Annotated in this window: 18 protein-coding genes and 1 tRNA gene; 5 read left to right on the forward strand and 14 right to left on the reverse strand. The window is 58.7% G+C overall.

The annotated features are described in order from the left end of the window. Positions 1 to 141: 141 nt before the first annotated feature. The 9 genes from GOB85_RS13845 to GOB85_RS13885 form a co-directional block, all read right to left on the reverse strand. Positions 142 to 1,137, reverse strand: a complete 996-nt coding sequence (locus GOB85_RS13845; RefSeq protein ID WP_173578094.1) for a ribonucleotide-diphosphate reductase subunit beta — start codon at positions 1,135 to 1,137, stop codon at positions 142 to 144. A gap of 183 nt (positions 1,138 to 1,320) precedes the next feature. Then, a complete protein-coding gene (locus GOB85_RS13850; RefSeq protein ID WP_173578093.1) occupies positions 1,321 to 3,231 on the reverse strand; it encodes a ribonucleoside-diphosphate reductase subunit alpha in 1,911 nt (636 codons plus the stop codon). A 180-nt stretch (positions 3,232 to 3,411) separates the two neighbouring features. Then, positions 3,412 to 4,446 carry a Gfo/Idh/MocA family protein gene (locus GOB85_RS13855; RefSeq protein ID WP_173578092.1) on the reverse strand — a complete coding sequence of 345 codons (1,035 nt, stop codon included), beginning with the start codon at positions 4,444 to 4,446 and terminating at the stop codon, positions 3,412 to 3,414. Between the two features lie 148 nt (positions 4,447 to 4,594). Beyond that, on the reverse strand, positions 4,595 to 5,470 hold the full coding sequence (locus GOB85_RS13860) for an aromatic ring-hydroxylating oxygenase subunit alpha (protein WP_173578091.1): 876 nt from the start codon (positions 5,468 to 5,470) through the stop codon (positions 4,595 to 4,597). A 24-nt stretch (positions 5,471 to 5,494) separates the two neighbouring features. Beyond that, positions 5,495 to 6,433, reverse strand: a complete 939-nt coding sequence (locus tag GOB85_RS13865) for an ABC transporter permease (RefSeq protein ID WP_173578090.1) — start codon at positions 6,431 to 6,433, stop codon at positions 5,495 to 5,497. Beyond that, positions 6,430 to 7,515, reverse strand: coding sequence for an ABC transporter permease (locus tag GOB85_RS13870; RefSeq protein ID WP_173578089.1), 1,086 nt, complete (start codon positions 7,513 to 7,515; stop codon positions 6,430 to 6,432). Before GOB85_RS13870 ends, GOB85_RS13865 begins: the two co-directional genes overlap by 4 nt. Beyond that, complete coding sequence (locus GOB85_RS13875; protein WP_173578109.1) at positions 7,512 to 9,086, reverse strand: ATP-binding cassette domain-containing protein; 1,575 nt, start codon at positions 9,084 to 9,086, stop codon at positions 7,512 to 7,514. The genes GOB85_RS13870 and GOB85_RS13875 overlap by 4 nt, the downstream gene beginning before the upstream one ends. 34 nt (positions 9,087 to 9,120) lie before the next feature. After that, positions 9,121 to 10,209 (reverse strand): BMP family ABC transporter substrate-binding protein, encoded by a 1,089-nt coding sequence (locus tag GOB85_RS13880; RefSeq protein WP_173578108.1) that lies wholly within the window; start codon positions 10,207 to 10,209, stop codon positions 9,121 to 9,123. Between the two features lie 228 nt (positions 10,210 to 10,437). Continuing rightward, complete coding sequence (locus GOB85_RS13885) at positions 10,438 to 11,013, reverse strand: isochorismatase family protein (protein ID WP_173578088.1); 576 nt, start codon at positions 11,011 to 11,013, stop codon at positions 10,438 to 10,440. An 86-nt stretch (positions 11,014 to 11,099) separates the two neighbouring features. Here GOB85_RS13885 and GOB85_RS19030 point away from each other — a divergent pair, with 86 nt between their 5' ends. Genes GOB85_RS19030 through GOB85_RS13905 form a run of 4 tightly spaced genes read left to right on the forward strand, consistent with a single transcriptional unit; the run spans position 11,100 to position 14,531 of the window. After that, positions 11,100 to 11,798 (forward strand): Rieske 2Fe-2S domain-containing protein, encoded by a 699-nt coding sequence (locus GOB85_RS19030; RefSeq protein ID WP_198912219.1) that lies wholly within the window; start codon positions 11,100 to 11,102, stop codon positions 11,796 to 11,798. Then, positions 11,791 to 12,438, forward strand: coding sequence for a glutathione S-transferase C-terminal domain-containing protein (locus GOB85_RS13895; RefSeq protein ID WP_173578087.1), 648 nt, complete (start codon positions 11,791 to 11,793; stop codon positions 12,436 to 12,438). The genes GOB85_RS19030 and GOB85_RS13895 overlap by 8 nt, the downstream gene beginning before the upstream one ends. Before the next feature lie 41 nt (positions 12,439 to 12,479). Next, on the forward strand, positions 12,480 to 13,283 hold the full coding sequence (locus GOB85_RS13900) for a YdcF family protein (protein WP_173578086.1): 804 nt from the start codon (positions 12,480 to 12,482) through the stop codon (positions 13,281 to 13,283). A 12-nt stretch (positions 13,284 to 13,295) separates the two neighbouring features. Then, positions 13,296 to 14,531, forward strand: a complete 1,236-nt coding sequence (locus tag GOB85_RS13905) for a DUF2075 domain-containing protein (protein ID WP_173578085.1) — start codon at positions 13,296 to 13,298, stop codon at positions 14,529 to 14,531. A gap of 11 nt (positions 14,532 to 14,542) precedes the next feature. Here GOB85_RS13905 and GOB85_RS13910 read toward each other — a convergent pair whose 3' ends face one another. Further along, entirely contained in the window at positions 14,543 to 15,583 is a 1,041-nt protein-coding gene (locus GOB85_RS13910) for an ABC transporter substrate-binding protein (protein WP_173578084.1), read from the reverse strand. A 127-nt stretch (positions 15,584 to 15,710) separates the two neighbouring features. On the opposite strand from GOB85_RS13910, the gene GOB85_RS13915 reads away from it, so the two are divergent. Then, positions 15,711 to 15,786: transfer RNA gene (locus tag GOB85_RS13915), tRNA-Asn, on the forward strand. Positions 15,787 to 15,979: 193 nt separating this feature from the next. On the opposite strand, the gene GOB85_RS13920 is transcribed toward GOB85_RS13915, so the two are convergent. The 4 genes from GOB85_RS13920 to GOB85_RS13935 are packed head-to-tail and all read right to left on the reverse strand — an operon-like array spanning position 15,980 to position 17,598. Beyond that, entirely contained in the window at positions 15,980 to 16,312 is a 333-nt protein-coding gene (locus GOB85_RS13920) for a toxin-antitoxin system HicB family antitoxin (RefSeq protein WP_173578083.1), read from the reverse strand. Next, positions 16,309 to 16,563, reverse strand: coding sequence for a type II toxin-antitoxin system HicA family toxin (locus GOB85_RS13925; RefSeq protein ID WP_173578082.1), 255 nt, complete (start codon positions 16,561 to 16,563; stop codon positions 16,309 to 16,311). The genes GOB85_RS13920 and GOB85_RS13925 overlap by 4 nt, the downstream gene beginning before the upstream one ends. A 40-nt stretch (positions 16,564 to 16,603) precedes the next feature. Next, positions 16,604 to 17,083: a RuvC family protein gene (locus GOB85_RS13930; protein WP_173578081.1), complete on the reverse strand. Its 480-nt coding sequence runs from the start codon at positions 17,081 to 17,083 to the stop codon at positions 16,604 to 16,606. Continuing rightward, entirely contained in the window at positions 17,083 to 17,598 is a 516-nt protein-coding gene (locus GOB85_RS13935; RefSeq protein ID WP_173578080.1) for a hypothetical protein, read from the reverse strand. Before GOB85_RS13935 ends, GOB85_RS13930 begins: the two co-directional genes overlap by 1 nt. Positions 17,599 to 17,745: the final 147 nt, after the last annotated feature.

The following is a 17,745-nucleotide window of genomic DNA, read 5'->3' on the forward strand; positions in this document are numbered from 1 at the left end:
GGGCCGTGAGCATCGGAGCCGGAAGGATGTCCGGATCGCTGGCAGAGGACCTTCTGAATTAGCCTCTCAGATGGGCAGGGGCCAGGAAATGTCCCCTGCCCCGCTCGGATCACAATCAGACGATCAGGCCGGCTGGTGATCTTAGCCGAAAACACTTCCTTCGAACGCTTCTTCCCACGTTCCGGTTGTTGAAGCGCGACTGTATTCTGTCGACCGGTTCTCGAAGAAGTTTGTGTGCTCTACGGCATTGAGCATGTCGTCAACCCATGGAAGCGGATTACGCTCAAGGCCACCATAGATCGGATCCAGACCAATCTGTCCCAGGCGACGGTCCGCGATAAAACGAATGTAGGATTTGACCTGAGCGGCGTCGAGACCTTCCACCGGTCCGGCTTCAAATGCCAGATCGATAAAGGCATCTTCGTGCTCGACAATGGTTGAGCATATCTGAGTGATTTCCGACTTCAGATCATCCGTCCAGATTTCAGGATTCTCATGAATGAATGTGCGGAACAACCGCGCGATGGACAAACAATGCAGCGTCTCATCACGCACCGACCATGAGACGATCTGCCCCATACCCTTCAGCTTGTTGAACCGTGGGAAATTCAGCAAAATTGCGAACGAGGCGAAAAGCTGAAGTCCTTCAGTGAAGGCACCGAACGCAGCTAATGTTTTTGCAATTTCCCGCTTATTATCGACAGAAAACTGCTGCATGTAGTCATACTTGTCTTTCATCTCCTTGTATTTCAGGAACATGGAATACTCGGTTTCCGGCATTCCGATGGTGTCCAGGAGATGACTGTATGCGGCGATGTGAATGGTTTCGATATTCGAAAATGCCGACAGCATCATGAGCACTTCAGTCGGCTTAAAGACCTGACTGTAATGCTTCATGTAGCAATTATTCACTTCGACATCCGACTGCGTGAAGAAGCGGAATATCTGTGTGACCAGATGCTGCTCGCCTTTGCTCAGAACGCGATGCCAGTCTTTCACGTCATCGGCCAGAGGCACTTCTTCCGGCAGCCAGTGGACACGCTGCTGCGTCAGCCATGCGTCATAGGCCCACGGATAGCGGAATGGCTTATAGACCGGGTTAGCGGTCAGGAGATCAAACTTTTCCGACGTGGGCATGAGCGCACCTGCAAGATTATGAGACGATGGGTGATCACAGGGAATAAAGGAGTGCGGCAAATAATGCCAATACAAAAATCAGCTTATCTGATCATGAAATATCATAAAAAAAGAACAGAAAAGCTACTGCGAATTATATAATTCGCAGTAGCACTTTCCGTCCTGTAACCGCCACCGGCACCGTTACTGGCAGGCGAGGCATTCCTCGTAATCCGTACTGCTGCTCTCAACCGCCGGGGCGGCCTGTCCTGACAGCATGATCTCATCCTTCTGAGTGACGTTACTGACGGTATCAGCGCGCTGAATGGACAGAGACCGGCAGTAGTAAAGGGATTTCAGACCTCTTTTCCACGCCATATGGTGGATCTGATGCAGATCACGCTTATGAACATTTGCAGGCAGGAAAAGATTGACGGACTGCGCCTGACAGATGAACGGCGCGCGGTCGGCCGCATGCTCGACAATCCAGCGCTGATCAAGCTCAAAGGCCGTTTTGAAAACGTCTTTTTCGTCCTGCGTCAGGAAATCAAGATGCTGGACGCTGCCTTTGGTGAGCGTGATCGAAGACCAGACATCATCCGTGTCCTGTCCTTTTTCCTTCAGCAGTTTATGCAGATGCCTGTTTCTGACTGCGAACGATCCTGACAGCGTCTTTTGCAGAAAGACATTTGCCGCGATCGGCTCGATACCTGGGCTGGCGTTTCCCGCGATGATCGAAATCGACGCTGTCGGAGCGATGGCAAGCTTGTTGGAAAAACGCTCCTGAAAGCCATATTCTTCGGCGTCCGGGCATGCGCCGCGCGTTTTCGCGAGCTCCTTTGACGCGAGATCGGCTTCCGCACGAATCTGCTTAAAAATCTTCCGGTTCCACGCTTTTGCGATCGCGCTTTCAAACGGCACTTTTCGGGCCTGCAGGAAAGAGTGGAACCCCATGACGCCAAGCCCGACCGAACGCTCGCGCGACGCAGCATAAGCGGCGCGTTTCATCTCTGGCGGAGCGCGGTCGATGAAATCCTGCAACACGTTGTCGAGAAACAGCATGACATCGGGAATAAACTGCTCATTCCCGTGCCAGTCGTCCCAGGTTTCGAGATTGAGCGAGGACAGACAGCAAACGGCTGTGCGCTGTTTGCCGTGGTGGTCAATACCGGTTGGCAGCGTGATCTCGGAGCACAGATTGGAGGTTTTGACCTCCAGGCCGGCGAGCTTGTGATGCTCGGGCCGCGCATTATTCACATGGTCTGAGTAAACCACGTAGGGCTCACCCTGCTCCATGCGAGCCGTGAGGATCCGTATCCAGAGTGAACGCGCGGAAACCTTGCGGATAACCGAGTGGTCCTTCGGCGACAGCAGAGCCCATTCGGAATCGTCTTCGACGGCCCTCATAAAGTCGTCCGATATGAGGACGCCATGATGGAGATTGAGCGCTTTACGGTTCGGATCACCACCGGTCGGGCGACGCATCTCGATAAATTCTTCGATTTCAGGATGCCAGACCGGGAGATAGACTGCGGCTGAACCACGACGCAGCGACCCCTGGCTGATCGCGAGCGTCAGGCTGTCCATCACGCGGATGAAGGGGATGACGCCGGAGGTCTTGCCGTTGCGCCCGACATTTTCACCGATGGAACGCAGATTCCCCCAGTACGAACCGATGCCACCGCCTTTGGAGGCCAGCCAGACATTTTCATTCCAGAGACCGACGATCCCTTCGAGGCTGTCGGACGCTTCGTTGAGGAAGCAGGAGATGGGCAGACCGCGCGTTGTGCCGCCGTTCGACAGGATCGGGGTTGCTGGCATGAACCAGTGACGGGAGATGTAGTCATAGATACGCTGAGCATGGGCTGCGTCCGCGCCATAATATGACGACACGCGTGCGAACAGATCCTGATAGCCCTCATCCGGCAAAAGATAACGGTTATCGAGCGTTGCCTTACCGAAATCCGTCAGCAGGGAATCCCGCGTCCGATCGACCCGAACTGCGTGGTGGCCAGGGAGTTGCACAACGTCATCAAGCATATTGGGCTCGAACAGGCTGCCTGCCTCTCCGGAGTGGTCACCAGAGGAGTCGATCCGGGCCTCAGACATTTCCATCAAACTCACCCTAGATTGCTCCAATTTTCTGACAGGCACGACCTGACTACGGGCCACGAAAAACGTGCCCGATCGGCGAAAGGACACAATATGCGGTAAAGAACCGACAAGCCAACACAAGATGTAGGGTTAAAAAGAAAAAAATTGGTTGACGGCGGCGGGCTGCCGGTTCGGCCCCGCTCAGGTTCGGGACGACTGTGGCGCGTCGTGACCGATCAGTCCCGACAGCTCCATTCTTCTGCGCGATTCGGCAATCCCGTCCCCAACAGCCAGCGCGGCTTCGAGGGCCCTGCGCCCGGCCTGGGCATCCACAAGCACCGGTGCCCCCTGAAGGCAGGAGGCCGCGAAAGCGGCGTGTTCCGCCGCGAGCGAATCATGTTCCTTCCATGAAGCCGATTCGCGCCGGAAGCCACCGGTGCCGGGGAGAGGCAGACCCCGCTCCCGCCCGATCATCACCAGTTCCCGCTTTCCGAAATCCGCCGAGAGGTACCCCTCCTCAGAGAACAGGCGCATTTTCCGTTCTGTTTTCAGAGAAATACGGCTTGCGGTGATCGTTGCGACGCACCCGTTTGCGAATCGCACTCTGGCATTGGCGATGTCCTCATGCTCCGAACTCACAGCGGCGCCAACCGCGTCCACCTGCTCGATGGGGCTGTCGACGATGGCCAGAATCAGATCAAGATCATGGATCATCAGGTCCAGAATCACTGAAACATCCGTCCCACGCGGCTTGAAGGGCGCAATGCGCGTCGCTTCTATATAGAGGGGGCGCGAGATTCGCTGTGTGATGGCTTCATATTCGGCAGAATAACGCAGCAAATGGCCGACCTGGAGAATACGCCCGGTGTTGCGGGCAAGCGTGGTCAGTTCATCTGCTTCCTGAAGCGTGGCCGCCATCGGTTTTTCGACAAGCACGTGTTTGCCGGCTCTCAGCGCATCCCCGGTCAGCGGGAAATGCATCTCGGCGGGTGCTGCGATAATGACCGCATCGACCGCTGCCATGAGGCCATCGACATCATCAAAGACGGATGTTTTCGCCTCAGCGGCGACGGCGGCGGCTTTTTTCTGGTCAGGATCGAAGACGCCGACCAGGGTCTCGCTGGCTGAAGCGGCGGATTTCAGGGCATGAAAGCGCCCGAAATGGCCGCAGCCTATGAGACCGACACGGAGCGTCGCGCCGCCGTTCTGTTCCGCCGGAGCGTTTTTCCCGAGCATATCTTTGCCTCTGCTATCATCAATGCAGGGGCTGTCGCGGTGTGCGGCGCACTCTCTGCTCCGTCTTTCCGCGGCCCCGAGCGGGCTCATGCTTCCGGCAGACAACACTTACCATCCGGAGAGAACCGCAAATTCCGCATGGCACCCGTTATGGAATGGCGCCGTAGCGGAGATTGCCAGCTTTCAGCCAGCGGCGATAGGCGACCGACAGGGAATCAGCCCGGGTCGGGATTTCCGCACGAGGGGCGAGCGGCAGGAGGGCCGGGCGCTGGTTCTCAAGAATGATCCGGTCCTGCACGAAGATGCGCTGCTGAAACTGCGCGAGTTCGGCGAACGGCGTGACATCGTCGATCAGAAACATCACCGGATAGGCGATTGAATATGCGGGGCCGACCGGCTGAACGAAGAGACAGATCACATCCGGGCGCACCGGATCATTGGGGCTGGATTTATACAGGAGCGTCAGAAAGGGAGCGGCGACACGATAGGTGTATTCGGTCATCATGCCGACGGCAGCGGATTTTGCCGCCTGAGGCTGATCAAACCGGCAGTCGGTCGCCCATATTTCGTCGACGTCCTTACGATGCTCGGTACGATACTGTACCACTTCAGTGACGGGTTCCGCGCCCAGGATGTTGGTGTGAACGAAGGGGAAATGCGCCATATCGAGGAAATTCTCGACCACGCGCAGACCCGAAGTACGAACGTGAATCGCCCCGCATGGCACGATCCGGCGGTCCGGCTCGTGAGCTTCCGGGATTGAGACGACGTCACCCTTCGGGGTGCCGGGAGTGGTCCAGAGACAGGTATGGGCCTCGCGCACCGGCAGGGGTTGCCCGTCAGTTGTGTGAACAGTGAGGGCTCCGTCGCCTGCGCGCGTGATGCGCAGATCGCTTCCCAGAAGCCGCGTCGTCGTCTCGCCGGTTTTCAGCGTTTCAAGGAAAGCAACGGGATACCACTGATCGAGCACCGCACGGTCATCGATCGCGGGACGACACTCCCTCTCTGCTGAAACCGTCTGCATGCTTTTTCCCTGCTCCTGAACCGGTTAACGGATTGACCTGTAATAGGGCGTTCCCAGGGCGGCGGGAGCGGCCATGGCGCGACGCATCCGCTTGAACAAAACGACCGGCAGAATGATGAATGCCAGCGTGCCGAGATATGGCAGCATATTCAGCACCGGCGCGGCGATGGGCCAGCCACGTGCCTGTCCCAGAAAGCCGATGGCGGTGATGAGACCGAACAGGAGCCCGGCACCTGCGGCGTTGAAGGGCCGGTAGCCGGCGAAAATCACGAGAGCGACGGCGATCCATCCCCGACCGGAGACCATTCCTTCGGACCAGCTGGGGATAACGGCGAGGCTGAGATAGGCTCCCGCGCCGCCGGCGAGGGCCGCGCCCAGCACGACATACCAGAAGCGCATGGCGGTGACCGGGATTCCGGCGGCGTCGGCAGCGGCCGGATTCTCTCCGACGGCGCGCATATTGAGACCATGGCGGGTGTGAAACAGCAGCCAGTGAAAGAAAGCTGGCAACAACAGATAGATTGGCACCACCAGAAGATTCTGCGCGAAAAATGCCGGACCGATCACCGGGATGGAGGCCAGCACAGGAACATGGGTGGGTGCAAAAGTGACGGGTGCGGGCATCCCCGCCACGGAATGACCGATCGTGGCGGACAGGCCCAGCCCGAGGAACGTGATCGCCAGACCACACAGCACCTGGTTAGCCCGCATGATAACGGCGGCAAAAGCAAACACCGCGCCGCCGAGCGCACCGACGGCGACGGCGGCCAGCAGGCCGAGCCACGGGTCCGGAACATTGATGACCGTGATGATCGCGGTGGCTGCACCGAGGGACATCAGCCCCTCGACGCCGAGGTCGGTCACACCGACGCGTTCGGCCAGCACCTCTCCGAGCGCTGCGAGCGCGAGAACACCTCCGGCGAGCACGGCAGTTGAAAGCAGGCCGGTAAGGAGTGCGATCATGCCGTCACCTTCTTTTCCGGACGGGACGATGAGGTTGCCGGGCGTATAGCCGGCGCGACAGGCCGGTAATGCGCCAGTTCGTCGCCAATCGCGATGAGCAGCAGGACGAGGCCGGTGATGGCGAGCACCACGGTGGCGGCGAGTTGCTGCGTCTGGAGCACGATTCCGGCATCGAGGATCAGGGCCATGAGCAGCGCGGCCGGAATGACGGCGAGGCAGGACCGCCGGGCCAGAACGGCGACGACGATGCCCAGGTAGCCGAAATTATCGGCCATGCCGCCTTGCAGGCGATGGACGGTTCCGGCCACTTCGAACATGCCGGCGAGCGCGGCAAGAGCACCCGAGAGCAGCATCACGGCGATTATGCGGGCGCGCATGGGCATACCGGCGTATCGCGCCGCGCCTGGATTAGCGCCGCTGATGCGCACTTCATAACCCCAGCTTGTCCAGGTCATGATGGCTGCGAGTCCGCAGGCGATCAGCAAAGCGACCGGAAAGCCCCAGTGCACCACGCCCCACATCTCCGGAATGGCAACATGGATGCGGCCGGTCGAAGCCAGCGCGCCGGTGACACGATCCCGCCAGGGGCCGGTGGCCAGCCAGTAGGTGAGCAGGCCGGCGACAAAATTCAGCAATAACGTGGTGATGATTTCGTTCACGCCGGCCCAGGCCCGGGCGAGCGTGGGCACTGCGATCCAGGCCACGCCGCACAGCATCGCGACGATGGCCATTGCCGGAAGGACGAGCAGAGGGGAACCGGGCATGTAAAGACCCACACCGGCGGCGCCGATCGCGCCGAGATAGAACTGCCCTTCTGCACCGATATTCCACAATCCGATCCGGCTTGTGACGGTAACCGCGCTGCCTGTGAGAATCAGCGGTGTCATGAAGAGAGCGAGATCTTCGAGCCCGAAACGTGATCCGATCGTGGATTTCAGCACCAGTTCCGCGAGTTCGAACACGTTGCGTCCGGAAAGCGCCAGCAGGACACCGATAATCAGTGCCGCGGCAACAAGAGCAGCCGCGCGCCAGGCCAGAACAAGTCTGGCGGGGGCTGTGGGGAATCGCTGGAAACGCATCATGACAGATCGGCTCCCTGCCCTGCCGCCATCCCGGCCCCGGGCGCTTCCGTGCGTCCGCCCATCAGCAGGCCAATTCGTTCAATATCCGCGTCGACGGCGTCCAGAACCGCCATCAGGCGACCGTGACACAGGACGCCGATGCGATCGGAGAGGTTCAGGAGTTCCTCAAGATCCTCCGACACCACCACAATGCCGACGCCCTGATCGCGCAGATCAGCGAAATAACGGTGCATCGTTGCGATAGCGCCGATATCGAGGCCCCGGCTCGGGTAAGCGGCGACGAGCACGCGGTCCGCGATCCTGATTTCCCGGCGTGCGACAAGACGCTGCTGGTTCCCACCCGAGAGGTTCCGGACCGGCATGGCAAAATCAGGGATGGTCACTTCCGCCACATCCGCGATTTCGCGGGCGAGCGCCAGGGCGGCGGAGGCGCGATAGAGACCGTCACCGCCGACTGGCGGCTGCCCGTATTCACGGAGCGCCATATTATCGGTGATGCCCAGCGAAGGTGCGAGGGCGCTGTGGAGACGATCCTGCGGAATGTGGCCGACACCCTGTCTGGCGAAAGCTGCCGCGCCGGATTTCGCAGGGCTGCCTCCGAGCAGAACCTGACCTCTTGTCGGGGCGGTGAGGCCGGTGAGAACTTCCGTCAGTTCGCGCTGACCATTGCCGGCCACGCCTGCGATACCGAGAATTTCGCCTCCGAAGACATTCAGCGTGACATCGGCCAGCGTGTTTACGCCACGGTCATCCCGAACAGAGACATTCTCCAGACTGAGTTCCGCCACGGTGCCGCGCGGAGCCGCGTTTTCTGAACGAAGCAGCAGGTTCTGCCGGACGATTTCGCGGCCGACCATTGTGGCGGCCAGCATGCGTGGCGAACACTCAGTCGTTTTCCACGTGCCGATTTTCCGACCGCCCCGCAGGATGGTGACGCGATCGGAGATTTCCATCACCTCGTCCAGCTTATGACTGATGATGATGACCGCATTGCCCTCGGCACGGAATGCCCGCAGGGCACGGAACAGATCCCGGGCCTCGGTCGGCGTGAGCACGGCCGTGGGTTCGTCCAGGATCAGCAGACGGGCCTTGCGGGCGAGCACGCGGAGAATTTCCACGCGCTGCTGTTCACCGGCGGAGAGATCTTCAACACGCGCCGAGGGCGTCACCGGGAAGCCGAAACGCTCCGAAAGCTCTTTTGTCCGGGCTTCAAGAATTGCAGAGGACGCATTTTTTGGCGTCTCGGACCAGCCGAGATGAATGTTCTCCGCGACGGTAAAAGCCGGCACCAGCCTGAAATGCTGGTGCACCATGCCGATCCCGGCGCGGATAGCCTCCTGGGGCGATGAAAACTGCACGCCGTACCCGTCGAGAATCATTTCGCCCGCGTCGGCCTGATAGATGCCGGTGACGACATTCATCAGGGTTGATTTTCCTGCGCCGTTTTCACCCAGCAGAGCCAGGATTTCTCCCGACCGGACATCCAGACTGACATCCTCATTGGCGATTACGCCGGGGAAATATTTGGAGATACCGACAAGTTGCAGAACAGGCGGCGTTCCGGGCGGCACGGAGGGCGGGGTTATCCCCGCCGGGATGTCATGTTCAGCCAAGACCGGTCATCCCCTGTACGCCCCAGTCCCACTGGTAGATCATGTTATCGTCCATCACGACGCCGGCGGGCACCCGGATGGAACCGCTATTGTCGCGGATCGGGCCGCGAAACGGGTTATAGCCCGCGAGTATTTTCGACCGCATCTCATCAGCACGGGCGGCGATTTCGGGGGGCACGGTTTCGCCCCAGGCATCGCGGTCGACACCATCAGCAAGTGTCAGAAAATGGGGTGCGGCATGCCAGGTGCCATTCAGTCTTGCCCTGACCTGATCGACGTAAAAGGGTGCGAAATCCAGCACGACGGAACTGACATAGGCTTTCGGTCCGAACTGTCTCATCCCGAGATTCCACATTGCGGCTTTGACGCCACGGCTTTCGGCCACGCGGAGATAGGCTGGTTCATCGGTGATGCCGCTGAGAAAGTCACAACCACTGTCAACCAGAGCACTGGCGGCCTGTGTGGCGGCCTGCGGATCGAACCATGAATTGATGGCGATGGCGCTCATGGTGCAGGCCGGGTTGACGGACTGCGCTCCGAGCAGAGTGGCGTTCGCGCTGGCATAAACGGACGGAATCGGAAATGTGCCGACATATCCGAGCTTGTTGGTTTTCGTCATCAGCCCGGCGGCGATACCGATGATATAGCTTGCATACCAGTGTGTGATGTAAAACCAGCCGAGATTGTCGGTGACATTATGTCCGTCGCACTCAAGGAAGGCGACATCCGGTGCCCGGTCGGCCACGTCTTTGATGAAATCACCATAATTGGAGGTGGAGATCACCATCTGCGCGCCTTCGGCCACGAACTGCCGGAAGATCCGGGTGGCGTCAGCGGAATAAGGAATGCTTTCCACATAGACAGAACGAAGTTTTGGAAAAGCCTTGCGGACGGCCTGCACACCGAGATCGTGCGCGGTGGTCCATCCTCCGTCCGTGACCGGACCGGTATGACCGAAGGCGATCAGGGCGTTTTCTTCGGCGACGGGAGCAAAGGACCGGGTCATCTGCCTGCCAGCCGCTGCCCGGGCGCCTTTCGGCCACAACAGGCTGCTGGCGAGTCCGGCTCCCAGACCGGCCATCAGAGTGCGGCGACCCGGAGCGCCGGCGCGGTGCGTCTGCGCGCGAATCAAAGTCCCGGAGCCAGTGCCCTCCGGATACCCTGCCCTGAAGAGTCCCCCCGGATTCTTCATGAGCGCGCGTTCCCGTCACAACTCATATATCCCCCCATCGCAGTGTGACGCGCCGGGCGGACACCCCGTGCATCGTTTTGCGACCGTTGTGATTTCCTTGTCGGGCAATTGCCACAATCAGGCAAGCCCGTCACTTGTCACCAGCCGGACGCCGGCAGTCCGCATGGCTGTCTCCGCATCTTCGGCATCCCCGACCGCGCGGCATGCGTCGATGACAACAAGCGTATCGAATCCGCTTTTCTTCGCGTCGATCGCTGTTGCTGCGACACATATGTCGAGCGCCAGACCTGCCACGAAGACGCGGGTCACCCCGGCCCCGGCAAGGAGGCCGGCAAGACCGGTCGCGGCTATTCCGTTATTGTCGGAAAAGGCTGAGTAACTGTCGATTTCCGAAGACCGGCCTTTTCGAAGGATGACGCCAACGGGCTCAGCATCCAGCAAAGCGGCAAGGTCGGCGCCCTGTGTGCCCGCGACGCAATGCCGTGGCCATGGACCGCCCTGCTTCTCAAAAGAGATGTGATCTGACGGATGCCAGTCCTGCGTCGCAACGATGACTCCGAAAGGGAGTCGCGTCAGTTGATTGATAACGGGGATAACCTCGTCACCTTCCGGCACGGCCAGTGCGCCGCCGGGCAGAAAATCATTCTGCACATCGACGATCAGCAATGCATCATGAGCCGTGATAATGATCATGGCGATACAATAGCGTGCGTGTCATTCCTTCGATACCGGAATGATGGCACCGTCTGACACAACCCGGGAAAGGCAGGTCTGACGCTATGCAGGAGACGAACGGTCACAGGGTCGGCGGCTGGCAGCCACTGATGCTCGCACTGGATTTGCCGCCGCTTACGGTGAGCGGCGCGCAGATCGGTGAGCAGAAGCTGGCTGTCTGGCGGGATTCTCACGGACAGGTTCACGCTTCGGATGATCGCTGCCCCCATCGGGGGATGCGGCTGAGTCTGGGGTTTGTCCGCGAGGATATGCTGGCGTGTCTGTATCATGGCTGGAGATTTGATGAGAGCGGACATTGCCGTGTCATTCCTGCTCATCCCGGGGTGACGCCGGCCAGCACGATCTGCGTCCCGGTGTTTCCGGTTGCGGAATGTATGGGGCTTATCTGGAGCCGCGCGGACGGAGTCGCCACCGGCGCCGGTCCGGAAACGGAATGGCGTTTACCGGAGGGCGGTAGCGTAACGCCTGTGCGGACTCTCACAATCAAAGCCTCGCTGAAAACCGTCATGGCGCGACTGGGCGCCACGGCGGGCCAGAGTGTCCGCATGTTGGTCACAACCGGCAGCGGTGCCGTACTTCCCCTGCTGATTGTGGCGCGGCCGGTCGGTCATGACAGGACACAGTGTCATCTTTTGCTCGAAGGCACTGTTTCGCAGGAGGATTGCGAGCAGGCGGCCTTCTGGGCGAAGGATTTTCGGAATACGGCTGAGCGTTGTGACACGGGAGCAGACTACTGTGTCTGATCTGATTTTACTGGATGATGAACTGGACGAGGACTGCTATCGCGCACGCCTCGCCGCATCGCTTATGGGCGTGCCGGTTCTGTTGCGGGCCGTGGATGTTATTCCAGGCAATGAACAGGATACGCTTTCGTTTCGGGCGCTGAGTCCGTCAGGACATCTGCCGGCGCTGACCGGAGCCACAGATCCGGCCGATGCCCTGCCTGCGATCTGTGGGGCTGAAGCTATTCTGCTGACGTTCGCGGCCTTGTCCGCGGACAAGGCATGGCAACCTTCCACCCCGATGGAGACCGGTGCTGTCGCGCACTGGATGACTTTTGCGAGCCGGGATCTGAGACCTGCCATGCGGCTCAGGCGAAAAGCGATGTTTGGCGGCGATGGCGACGACTGTGCCTGGCTTTCCGCAACGCATGATGCGTTCAGGATTATGGAAGATCACATGGTTCTGCGCCGGATTTCGGGCCATGGCTGGTTTGCGGGGGAAGCGCCGACACTGGCTGACATCGCACTTTTCCCATCTTTCGCGCTTTGTCGCGACGCCGGAACTGAACAGGATGCCTACCCGACATTGCGACGCTGGATGCGGCGCGTGAAAACTCTGCCAGGTTTCATTGCGATGCCTGGCATCCCGGATTATGGCTGAACAGAGAGTATCTGTTCACGACTTTTTCCGGAGCCGCCGCAATGTTTCTGATCGGCAAGATGCTGACGATGGCCATGCTGCCGACAGCTTTTCTCGTCGAGGCGATTCTGATCGGCCTGATTTTTCATCGTCGCCGGTCCGGACGTTTCCTTACCGGCGCAGCAGCGCTGGGCCTTGCGATCTGTCTTGTCTTCCCTGTGGATCAATGGGCTGTCCGCCCACTGGATGACCGGTTTCCGCAGGTTAAAACATTTCCGGACCATGTAGACGGGATCATTGTTCTGGGTGGCTCTATTGACGACGTGACCAGTGAAGACCGGCAGACGCCCGTTACCGGGGCTGCCGGAGATCGCCTGACAGCTTTTGCCACGCTCGCCCGGCATTATCCGGACGCAAAACTGGTTTTTACCGGAGGTTCCGGTGACATCGTTCAGGGGGTGACCAATGAGGCGAAATGGGTTCGCGTTCTGTTTGACGGACTCGGGCTGCCTCCGGACAGAGTGATTTATGAAAGTCGTTCGCGCACGACACGGGAAAACGCCACGGACAGCTTCGATCTCGTTCATCCCGGGCCTGATGAGACATGGATACTGGTCACATCCGCAAGCCATATGCCACGCTCGGTTGGTGTATTTCGGCGGGCGGGCTGGAATGTTCTTCCGTGGCCGGTTGGGTACCTTTCCCGCGACCGGCTGAGCGGATATTCCCTTTCGCTCGGCGCACGGATGGCGGTGCTGGACTGGGCGGCTCATGAATGGATCGGCATGGCAGCCTATCGTGCCCGTGGCTGGACAGACACACTGTTTCCGGGTCCGATGCCTTTGCGGCATGCGCAGGACCATTAAACCGGAATGACCATGGACTGTACAAACGGTATGAATGACGCTGCGGAAATCAACAGTTCGGTCAGCAAGCTTTCGCCTGTTCAGACATTGACTCCGAAGCAGATGGCGCTGGTTTCGGATATCGTAAAATTCTGCGACGTTCACAGACATGATGACCATGCTGTTCTTGTTATTGAAGGGGATGCCGGAACAGGGAAAAGTCTTGTTCTTAACACAGCTTTTACCACAATTCAGATGGAATCGCGACAGAATCGCGGATCACCTCTGTATGGGACACAGAACATCCTGCTCGTGAACCATCCTGAAATGATCAAACTATACCGTAATATATCGGCCACCGTTCCGGCACTTCGCCGGAAGGATTATGAGCGACCAACAAGCTTTATCAATACGATGCACAAGTCAGGTGGGCGTGAAGATATTGTCTTTGTTGATGAGGCGCATCTTCTTCTGACACGAAGCGATCCTTACAACAGATTCCGGCAAAACAATCAGCTTGAAGAAATCATGAAGCTGGCGCGGATTGTCGTTATTGTCTTCGACCCCCGCCAGACGCTGAAATTCAAAGGGTACTGGGATCAGGACCGGCTGGATGCGCTTCTTGGCTCCATACCCAGGGAGGTGGTCTCGCTGACAGACCAGTTTCGCGTCCGGGCCAGGCCGGATGTGATGGCATGGGTGCGCAATTTCTGTGATGGAAAGCTGACAGCCCTTCCTGCGAAACAGGATTTTGATTTTCGCATCTATGACGACGCAGAGACTATGTATCAGGATATTTGCAGGAAAAATCGTCAGTATGGTCTTTGCCGCATCCTTTCCACTTATGATTATCCCTACACACTGAACGGGCAGGATCATTTTATTGAAGCCGGGAGATTTCGCCTGCGATGGGACAGAACTCAGCCGGGGCATCCTCTTCCCTGGGCTGAGCGGGAAGACTCCGTTGATGAGGTTGGCTCCGTTTATACCGTGCAGGGATTTGACCTGAACTATGCCGGTGTCATACTCGGTCCATCGGTCGGCTATGATCCGAAAAACGGGTGCATTACGCTTGATCCGTCCAGATATGAAGATGGTGCGGCGTTCGCAGGACGTGACCATATGAAGGACGCTGAAGCTGCAAAAAGACACGTCATGTTTAATGCAATTTTCGTTCTGATGACCCGGGGCATCCGTGGTCTTTATCTTTACGCCGCAGACCCTGCTCTCAGAATTCGCCTGCGGGAGTTATGCAACACGCGGCATTGAACTGTTCTGTTTCACAGATGCAGCACATTCCGGCAGACTGAGTGCGCAAACTCACCCGAGTTCAGAGAGTCTGGCAATAATTCGATAAGTTTCAGTTCATCGGCATACTGCGCTATCTGATCACGCAACCAGTGCCCGATCAGGTGAAGCGGTTTCGGCTCATGGGCGAGCATTGCCGCGACAATATCCTCCCCCATTTGTGGCAGATGGGATGCCAGCAGGGTTGCCGCCTCCTCCCTGTGTTTCTCAATCCAGCGCCCGGCATCACGAAAAGCCAGCGCCAGCGCAATCGCACCTTCCGGGTCATCCGTGAGAAAACTGTCATCGAGACCGAGCACCCGGTTGATCCGCTCGGCATAATGTCCTGTGGTTGATCCGGCGAGTTCGTTCAGACCACCGTTGCTCTCAGAGAGAAGGCGCCATGCGAAAAAATCGTGGGCAACGACACCATCCAGTTCGCCGGAGGCAATTTTCTCTGCGATCTGACCGGCCTGAACTGCTTTCCATTGCACAGAAGCCGGGCTGATCCCTTTACGGCGCAACAGGACAGAGAAAAAACGCCGGTCGGCCGCGTCCTCATCCGCAACGGCGATGGTCTTGCCGACGAGGTTTTCCAGCTTTGCAACGCCCGAACGCGACCGGACCAGAAGGCGGTATGTTCCTGCGGACAACCCGGCAACAAGTCTTGCCGGCTTTCCGCCGTATAATGCAGGCAACCAGGATAACGCCGGCGCAGCTGCTCCGACGACCGAATCCTGACCGAGAGCAAGAATAGCCTGGTTTCCCGTTGTAACTGGCTTTGTCGTCACATCCAGGCTGTAATTTGCGAAGAATCCGCGCTCCCGCGCCACAATCATCACCAGATCAGTGTCCGGGGCGGGCCATGCCAGGGTGAGGCTGCGATAGCGGCCGTCCGGCTCACTACGCGGGCGTTGCGGTCTGTGCCATTGCCAGGCTGCTGCGGTCGCCAGAGTAACGCCTGTTCCCAGTCCGGCCAGCGCAAGAAACCGCCGACGCCCGTTCTCTGCTGTTCTGTCCGGTTTTACGCTCATTGAACCCTTCCGCACCGCAGACCTTAGCTGCCCTTCGGGGCGGCGCATGTCAAAAACAGCGCGGCAGAAAAAATCTGCGATGAGGGCTTTACGGAATGAAGTGCCTTGCGTATAGAGGCGCCGCTGGTCCCGAATAGCTCAGTTGGTAGAGCAAGCGACTGTTAATCGCTGGGTCGTAGGTTCGAGTCCTACTTCGGGAGCCAGTCTTTCAAAAAATCCAAATAAAATCAGTATCTTAGAGAGCCATCAGGAAAATCGTCCTGCATGTTGCCCCTCTTGCGGACTGATGTTTATAGCGTCGTTCTGAGCAGTAGCGGTCGATTCCATCGCATCAGGCACACAGCATTCCACGAACATTATTTCCGGAGTCGTGAGGGTAGCCTTAACGAGACCCTCTCAACCGCTCACCTGCTCCAGAGCGTCCTGCACCAGACGATTGAGGCTCACCCCACGCGCTGTGGCCATCTCGACAGCACGAGCATGAGCTTCAGGGGGCAGCCTAACCTGGAACTTGCCCGAGTAATGCTTCACGGGCTCAATGCCCTTCTCGGCGCACATGTCCAGAAATACCCGGAGAGAAGTCTCGCCTTCCTTCCGGAGCCCAGCCACGCTGTCAGCGTAGAAATCGGCGCCACCATTCAGACCTGTGAACTCGCCCCGAAACATGCCAATCTCGGGATCGAACTGAATGGTGGCACGATGGCCGTTTATTTCCATCATATTGTTCACGGCGTCACCTCATTCTGTTCAAGCCATTTTCTTATCGCAGCGACAGCGCCCTTATCCGTATCCGGCTTAGGGTGAGGACGATGAAACACCCGGACTTCACCGAACAGGAACACGCCAACACGAGAGCCTTCCCGTTCGGACACTTCACCACCAAGCGAAATGAACAGGGCTTCAATGTCGGGCCATGACACATTGCCGGAAACAGGACGCCTGAAGATCAACTCCAGCGTGCGGCGATGTTTGGCTTTCATGAAAGAGTGATACCGTTTTTCAGTATCACAGGCAACATATTTATCGGTCAGATCGACAGGCAAAGACTCCGATCAGCGCCGCTTCGGCCCGCCCGTCGTCCTTCACGCGCTTGAACAGATCCGCGCAGGTCGGGAAAAGCTGCATGGCCCGCGCTCTGGCTCCGCCCTTGTCTGCTGGCGTCCGGGTAGCTTTCTTCCATTCAGAGGGCGTGACCAGAGACAGAGGCTTTCCAAGATAGGCGACGACACCCTCGATGGCCCCTACACCACGGCCAAAGGCGAAGGCTCCGACTGCGCCCTCTCCGGGCCTTACGCCTACCCGTTCAAGCCAAATCTCTGCCGGATCATGCGCCCGCAGCATCGTCGCCAGCAGCGGCGCGGAAACGATGTGACGGATCTTACCTGAGACCGTGACCGGATTCGTTGGCATGTCCAGCACTTCGATCAGATCCCCGCGCTCTGACAGAATGGCGATGGCGCCGGTCCTGCCCGGATCAATGGCGGCTATGGTGCGGGTCATTACCGTCTCCGCGCTTTTTCACCTGGCAGAGGAGCCGCCGGATCAGTTTCGAGAGCCCGGAGAGCCTGATCCCACGCACTGCTCTCGGGGAGGTCCACGCGCGTTGCGAACGACTTCTGCCATTGCTCGGGAGCAGTTTCAAAACGCCGGAGAAGACGGATGTGTTTGTTGTTGCCCGGGCCTGTCCAGGCTGCTGGCGTCGCGATGCCAGATTTCGACAGACGGACAACGACAGCATTGCATTCCAGATAGCGGCGCGCGGCCTCTTCGGCCTCGGCCACAAGCGCCTGATACGCCGGACTGGTCCTGACCACGAGCGCCACGGCATCTTTCCGGCGTGACACCAGCCAGTCGTAATCGACGGCGTATTTGTCACGGCGGCGGCGCAGTTCGGAGAGCACGGACTCAGCACGGGTCAGTCCGTCGGTTGCATCCTTCTCTTCACGGCGAAGCGCCAGCAGCGGATCCGGTTTGCCATCATCCCGGCCGAGCATGATATGGGCGTTCTCAGCCATTGCCGAAATAATCCTTCGGTTGTGGTTAGGCCGGGCTAGAGCCTGATGATTTTGGGCTGAATCGGAATATGGGTACCCAGATTGGCTGAAATCTGATTCAACCATCTGGCTGGATTGGAGGCCAGCATGGATGGCGCGTCCTTATTC

The sequence above is a fragment of the Acetobacter fallax genome (genome assembly GCF_011516735.1).
In the GTDB taxonomy this organism is placed as follows: Bacteria; Pseudomonadota; Alphaproteobacteria; order Acetobacterales; family Acetobacteraceae; genus Acetobacter; species Acetobacter fallax.

Coding starts and splice junctions, on each gene's coding strand:
- GOB85_RS13845 (WP_173578094.1), bottom strand. CDS start 1,137: ATGCCCACGTCGGAAAAGTTTGATCTCCTGACCGCTAACCCGGTCTAT.
- GOB85_RS13850 (WP_173578093.1), bottom strand. CDS start 3,231: ATGGAAATGTCTGAGGCCCGGATCGACTCCTCTGGTGACCACTCCGGA.
- GOB85_RS13855 (WP_173578092.1), bottom strand. CDS start 4,446: ATGCTCGGGAAAAACGCTCCGGCGGAACAGAACGGCGGCGCGACGCTC.
- GOB85_RS13860 (WP_173578091.1), bottom strand. CDS start 5,470: ATGCAGACGGTTTCAGCAGAGAGGGAGTGTCGTCCCGCGATCGATGAC.
- GOB85_RS13865 (WP_173578090.1), bottom strand. CDS start 6,433: ATGATCGCACTCCTTACCGGCCTGCTTTCAACTGCCGTGCTCGCCGGA.
- GOB85_RS13870 (WP_173578089.1), bottom strand. CDS start 7,515: ATGATGCGTTTCCAGCGATTCCCCACAGCCCCCGCCAGACTTGTTCTG.
- GOB85_RS13880 (WP_173578108.1), bottom strand. CDS start 10,209: ATGGCCGGTCTGGGAGCCGGACTCGCCAGCAGCCTGTTGTGGCCGAAA.
- GOB85_RS13885 (WP_173578088.1), bottom strand. CDS start 11,013: ATGATCATTATCACGGCTCATGATGCATTGCTGATCGTCGATGTGCAG.
- GOB85_RS19030 (WP_198912219.1), top strand. CDS start 11,100: ATGCAGGAGACGAACGGTCACAGGGTCGGCGGCTGGCAGCCACTGATG.
- GOB85_RS13900 (WP_173578086.1), top strand. CDS start 12,480: ATGTTTCTGATCGGCAAGATGCTGACGATGGCCATGCTGCCGACAGCT.
- GOB85_RS13905 (WP_173578085.1), top strand. CDS start 13,296: ATGGACTGTACAAACGGTATGAATGACGCTGCGGAAATCAACAGTTCG.
- GOB85_RS13910 (WP_173578084.1), bottom strand. CDS start 15,583: ATGAGCGTAAAACCGGACAGAACAGCAGAGAACGGGCGTCGGCGGTTT.
- GOB85_RS13925 (WP_173578082.1), bottom strand. CDS start 16,563: ATGAAAGCCAAACATCGCCGCACGCTGGAGTTGATCTTCAGGCGTCCT.
- GOB85_RS13930 (WP_173578081.1), bottom strand. CDS start 17,083: ATGACCCGCACCATAGCCGCCATTGATCCGGGCAGGACCGGCGCCATC.
- GOB85_RS13935 (WP_173578080.1), bottom strand. CDS start 17,598: ATGGCTGAGAACGCCCATATCATGCTCGGCCGGGATGATGGCAAACCG.